We start from the raw sequence: 5,793 nt of genomic DNA on the forward strand, positions 1-5,793 counted from the left end.
AACCCCATGCTGTCACGCTGAGCCTGTCGAAGCGCTCTCAAATCATAGAGATTCCTCACTGCGTTCGGAATGACAGATGGTGAACCTATATTAGGGACGTACAACGTACAACTACTCACTACTCACTACTAACTATTCACCATGCAACCTACAACCGTCCGTCGATGGTCTCTCTGGGCAAAAAGCTCTTTACATCAAACACCACGGCATTGTCTGCTTTATAATCTGACAAGGAGAGTCCCCGGAACTTCTCGTGCGCTACGGTAAGGATGATGGCATCATAGCCGGTATCCAATTGTGATGCATCGGTATGCAAGGAGATCCCAAATTCGTGTGCGACCTCTTCAGCATTGGCCCAAGGGTCATAGACATCGATGTTGAGATTGTATTTTTCCAGTTCAGTGATCACGTCGATCACCTTGCTGTTCCGAATATCGGGACAATTCTCCTTAAAGGTAATGCCCAGTATCAATACCTTCCCGTTCTTCACTTTTACATCCTTACGGATCATTAATTTCACCACCTCGTGAGCCACATAGGCGCCCATACCGTCGTTCATACGGCGTCCTGCCAGAATGATCTCCGGGTTATAGCCTTCTTCTTCCGCCTTTTGCGCAAGGTAATAGGGATCGACCCCAATACAGTGTCCGCCTACCAAGCCCGGAGAGAACTTTAAAAAGTTCCATTTGGTCCCTGCGGCCTCCAGTACGGCCTGGGTGTCGATATCCAGCAAGCGGAAGATCTTGGAAAGCTCGTTCACAAAAGCAATGTTGATGTCCCGTTGTGAATTCTCGATCACCTTGGCGGCTTCCGCAACCTTTATAGAGGGAGCGAGATGGGTACCTGCAGTGATCACCGAACCGTACAGGGTATCGATATACTTTGCAACCTCGGGCGTAGAACCGGAGGTCACTTTCAGGATCTTGGTGACGGTATGTTCTTTATCTCCCGGATTGATACGTTCGGGCGAGTAGCCTGCATAGAAATGTTCGTTGAAGCGAAGCCCCGACACCTCCTCCAAGATTGGTACACAGGTCTCTTCGGTGACGCCCGGATAGACGGTGGATTCGTAGATAACGATATCCCCTTCAGAAAGGACCTTTCCAACCGTCTCACTGGCCTTGATAAGGGGTGTGAGTACCGGCTGATTGTATTTGTTGGTGGGAGTAGGTACGGTCACGATATAGATATCGGCTTCGGCCATAGCTTCCGCCTGATGACTTATGGACAGTCCGGTCGAGGAAGTACCTTGCAGCACCTGCTGTAATTGGGGTGTCTCCACCTCAAGCGTATGATCCACGCCCAATTGAAGTTCGGCGATGCGTTTCTCGTTGATATCGAAACCGATCACGCGATACTTTTCAGCAAACGCTACCGCCAGGGGTAAGCCCACATATCCTAGTCCGATGATCGCAATAGTAGGTTGTTCTTTCATAGTTCGTTCCGCCGCAACGGAGATTTATCTCGGTTATGCAAAGACAGAGGCCCAAAGGTAATACACATCGCTTTTAAGGCTCCAATCTTGAATATACTGTTTATTTATGGCCACCTTATCCGGCCAGATCACACGGTCGTTATAGTCCATTGGATCCTGCTGTTGTGCCAGCAAGCGGTCTTCGTCCTTGTACTTTAGGGTCGCAGGACCTGTGATCCCGGGACGTACTGTAAGGATGATGCGGTCCTCCCCAGTGAGTCTGTCGGCATACCCTTCCACATCGGGTCGGGGCCCTACCAGGCTCATATCGCCTTTCAGCACATTGAAGAGTTGTGGGATTTCATCCAACTTACTCTTCCGAAGCCATCGCCCGAACGAGGTTTCACTTTGCTGTATGGCATGAATATCCATATGATAACTGCCTTTTAACGAACGTATCTTGTACACCGGGAACAGCACTCCGTCCTTCCCTACCCGCTGCTGCACGAACAACCCGGGCGCTCCGGTACTGATACGTGCCATAACAAGCAGCAAAATTAAAGGAATTATCGCAAATGGCAGTAACAGAATGGAAATAGATAGATCGAACGTGCGTTTTATAAGCATCTGTCTTCTTGTAAGTGGCTGTAAGGTCATGATGCATTCGTAAGAATGTGATGCAGGCCTACGGCTTGCGTTTAAAGAACTGCTGTATGCGTTGTCGCAGGGTAGGATTGCGATCGTCTTCGTGATATCCGTTGCCGTAACCACCATAGCCGTAGCCATAACCGTAGCCGTAGCCATAGCCGTACCCATAACCATAGCCGTACTTAGCCTTGTCTTCAAAGAAGTTCATCACAAAACTGATGTTGGTGATCTCTCCCCGTTTGTATTTCTCATTGATCATGGCGAACATGCCTTTCTTGGTATAGTTCTGACGCACCATATAGAGGGTCGCATCGGCAAACTTAGACAGCGCTAAGGAGTCGGACACCAGCCCCAGGGGCGGGGAATCCAGAATGATATAGTCGTAGGTTTCCTTTAGGGTCTCTATAAGTTCCACCATTCGGTCGCTCATTAATAATTCGGAAGGGTTTGGCGGAATGGGACCGGAAGTGATCACATCCAGATGTGGCACCTGCGTCTTTTGAATGATACTTTCCAGATCACTATCGTCAATAAGATAATTCACGACACCACGGCTGTTGTCAATATTGAAATCGCCAAAGATCTTCGGTTTCCGAAGGTCTAACCCTACCAAAATGGTCTTCCGTTCACTTAACGCAAACACCGACGCGATATTGATGGAACAAAAGGTCTTTCCTTCCCCACTCACCGAAGAGGTTACGAGTACGGTCTTGGATCCTTGGATTCCTTGTTTTTTATAAATAAACTGCAAGCTGGAACGCAAGGCCCGGAACGATTCAGAGATCGCCGACTTAGGCTTCTCGATCACCGCCAGATTGTTGTCCAGTCTGCTTTTACCTATCACACCCAGGATGGGGATCTTGGAAAGTCGCTCAATATCCTTTACCGAATGTATCTTGGTATCGAAGAAGACCCTAAGGAAGACGAACACGAACGGCACCAAGAAACCGAAGAAGAGTGCCAACATATAATTCAGTTGGGTATTGGGCCCTACTTTGCCACCTCCCGTATCCTTCGCACGATCGATCACCAGTACATCACTAACGTTGGCCGCTTTCACCAAGCCGGCTTCGCTGCGCTTGGCTAAGAAAAGGTTGTATGAACCCTGACTTAGATTGTAGCGTCGTTCGATCTTTAAGAGTTCCTGCTGTTCCTTCGGAAGCTTCCGTATCTCGTATTCGTATTGTCCGATCTGCTGATTGATGGATTGCAATTCACTCCTTTTAAGACCTTTTGTAGACGAAATATTTTCCAGCAACACCGATTTTACCGCATTGATCTGCCGATCGATATCGGCAAAGATAGGCGCCCCTTCCTTGTACGAGTATTGCAGCTTGTTTCGGTCTTCGGCCAGGGCTACGATACGGCCTACACCGGCCACAATGCTGCTTTCGGAAATACCTGCTACCGAAGGTGCCGGGACATTGCTGTAATCTGTGCGGTTTTGAAGGTAGTCTTCCAGCGTTTCATAATAACTCAACTCCTTCTCGATGGCTTCCTTCCGCAGATCCAATGCATTCAACTTATTATTGATCTCCTGCCCTTCCACACTCAAATCGAAGATGGCGTTCTTGTCTTTGTATCGGTTAAGCTCGTCTTCCACATCGCTAAGCTCTTCCCCTTTTATCGCAAGGCTGCTGTCTATGAACTTGATGGTCTTGGTAGCAAAGAGGTTCTTTCGCTCCAGCATATCTTCGCTTAGCACTTCTACCGACGTATTCAGATAATCCACCAGTTTCGCCTTATTGAGACCGGTGAGTCTTAAGTTAAGTACAGAAGAATTCTGGGATTCGGGCTGCACGCTAATACCAAGGTATTGTTTTACTGTCCCGTCGAAATTCGAAAAGCGCAAATAATACGGTCGTCCCGGCACCACCGGCATGTCCGGGTTGGGAAAGAGCGTGATACTTAAAAAAGGCAAGGCGATCTTCTCGCCCAAGGTATAGGTTTTCGAAAAATCCTGAGTTTCCATATAGATAGAAGAAAACTCTTTGGTGCTGTAATTCTGAAGCTGTTTGGACCCCGCCTCAAATTTCCGACTGATGGTATACGTTACCGAATCTTGGAATACGACTGTAAGTTGACGTCCTACCAACTGAGGTTTGGTGGTATCCACCTCGACGACAAACGGCGTTTGACCGTACGCATCCACCTGTTGATATTCCCCGTCCTTCAAATACGTAAGGTAATACCGAAGCCGTTCCACCACCTTTTCATTGTGTGATCGGGACTTTAGGGTAATCACCGCCGTATTGACCTTGTCGGTCGTACCACCCCAGTTAAAGGTGAGACTGGTGTTGGTGGTAAAGAAAGGGTTTTGATCGTCCTTGATGGAGATCATGTTGCTCATTTGGTACACCGGTAGTTTCCGAACGTTGATGTAGTATGCAATACCAAAGCAGATGGCCAGAGAGATAAGAAATAAGGGCCAATAGCTTAGCAGCTTGACCAGGAATCCTTTAAAGTCGAAGGTAGTACTTACTTCCTGTATTTCGAATTCTTCGCTCATCTATAATCTAATGAATAAGAGGATCACCGTGGTAAGTGCGGTGACTACACTTAAAATAGTGGTAAAGGATTGTAGTCCCGTGGTGCCAGTGCCCAATGCTTTTTCCGGTAGTGGATTGATAAGGATAAGGTCGTTTGGTTTCACCTGATAATAGGGTGAATGCATGGCATTGATATTGGTAAGATCAATGTGGTGCACCTTCTGTCCTGCCGGGTACTGTCGTATCACGATCACATCGGTCAGGTCGCCCGTGATGGGGACACCCCCACTGTTGGCAATGGCCTCCATAATGGTCACCTCATCCCTGTAAATAATGTTCGAGCCGGAACCATTGATCTCACCGGCAATGGTATACCGTATCCCCGATAATTTGACCGTTACGAATACATTAGCCTCTGCCTTGAAGTAATCCCGCAGCAAGCGTGCTTCAATATCCTTTCGAACCTCATCCACGGTATGGCCCAGCACGTTGATCTCGCCTAGAATGGGTACGCGAATATTCCCGTGGGGATCTACCACAAAACCATCGTAGTATAAGCGCTGTTCCCCTGTGGCATTGGGGTTGGTCTCGCCCACCGGGTTAAAGATATCCACCAGTTCAGGATCCAATGCCTTTACCCGTATGCTCAGCAGATCATTGACCTGTAGCCGATACGGTTCTTGTTTCTTTTGAATGGTAATAAGGCTATCCACTTGCGCATCCTCCTGCAAGTACGTGAGTTGTTTGGTCGAGATACAGGAAGAAAGACATACCACAGCAAGCAACAGCAATAACACGAAGGTAGATCTCATAGAAGGCAGGGTTGTAAGTGAACAAATATAACGCAACCAACTTAATAATAAAACATATTTTACGGGAAGTGATTAAAAACACTTTATTTTGCAAAAAAGTATCCCTGTGAACTACCTTTCAGTAGAAAATATTGCCAAATCGTATGGAGAGCGTGTACTCTTCGAAGATCTTTCCTTTGGAATCAATGCCGGACAAAAGATCGGTTTTGTAGCCAAGAATGGCACCGGAAAGACCTCCCTTCTCAATATCTTGTCGGGTGCCGATGCACCGGATACGGGTTCGGTGATCTACCGGAAGAATTTGAAGGTCTCCTTCCTCTCGCAGGAACCCGATCTCGACGGACAGCTTACCGTGGAAGAAACGATCTTTGCATCAGACAACCCCATACTGAAGATCATTTCCAATTACGAAAAAGCACTGGAGAACCCT

Annotated in this window: 5 protein-coding genes; 1 reads left to right on the forward strand and 4 read right to left on the reverse strand. The window is 47.7% G+C overall.

All coding sequences use genetic code 11. The features are described 5' to 3' along the window. Nucleotides 1–148: 148 nt before the first annotated feature. From AACZ11_RS12755 to AACZ11_RS12770, 4 genes are read right to left on the reverse strand one after another with little or no spacing between them, the layout of a single operon-like run. Nucleotides 149–1,435: a nucleotide sugar dehydrogenase gene (locus AACZ11_RS12755; RefSeq protein ID WP_290626806.1), complete on the reverse strand. Its 1,287-nt coding sequence runs from the start codon at nucleotides 1,433–1,435 to the stop codon at nucleotides 149–151. Nucleotides 1,436–1,468: 33 nt separating this feature from the next. Continuing rightward, nucleotides 1,469–2,218: a sugar transferase gene (locus AACZ11_RS12760; protein WP_339832707.1), complete on the reverse strand. Its 750-nt coding sequence runs from the start codon at nucleotides 2,216–2,218 to the stop codon at nucleotides 1,469–1,471. Continuing rightward, nucleotides 2,100–4,571: a tyrosine-protein kinase gene (locus AACZ11_RS12765; RefSeq protein WP_290626802.1), complete on the reverse strand. Its 2,472-nt coding sequence runs from the start codon at nucleotides 4,569–4,571 to the stop codon at nucleotides 2,100–2,102. The genes AACZ11_RS12760 and AACZ11_RS12765 overlap by 119 nt, the downstream gene beginning before the upstream one ends. Then, nucleotides 4,572–5,363: a polysaccharide biosynthesis/export family protein gene (locus AACZ11_RS12770; protein WP_290626800.1), complete on the reverse strand. Its 792-nt coding sequence runs from the start codon at nucleotides 5,361–5,363 to the stop codon at nucleotides 4,572–4,574. 106 nt (nucleotides 5,364–5,469) lie between these two features. On the opposite strand from AACZ11_RS12770, the gene AACZ11_RS12775 reads away from it, so the two are divergent. After that, on the forward strand, nucleotides 5,470–5,793 hold a 324-nt coding region (locus tag AACZ11_RS12775; protein WP_339832711.1), incomplete at its 3' end, for an ATP-binding cassette domain-containing protein.

Source organism: uncultured Altibacter sp., assembly GCF_963972995.1.
Lineage (GTDB): Bacteria > Bacteroidota > Bacteroidia > Flavobacteriales > Flavobacteriaceae > Altibacter.

Coding starts and splice junctions, on each gene's coding strand:
- AACZ11_RS12760 (WP_339832707.1), bottom strand. CDS start 2,218: ATGGCTACGGCTACGGTTATGGCTACGGCTATGGTGGTTACGGCAACG.
- AACZ11_RS12770 (WP_290626800.1), bottom strand. CDS start 5,363: ATGAGATCTACCTTCGTGTTATTGCTGTTGCTTGCTGTGGTATGTCTT.
- AACZ11_RS12765 (WP_290626802.1), bottom strand. CDS start 4,571: ATGAGCGAAGAATTCGAAATACAGGAAGTAAGTACTACCTTCGACTTT.
- AACZ11_RS12755 (WP_290626806.1), bottom strand. CDS start 1,435: ATGAAAGAACAACCTACTATTGCGATCATCGGACTAGGATATGTGGGC.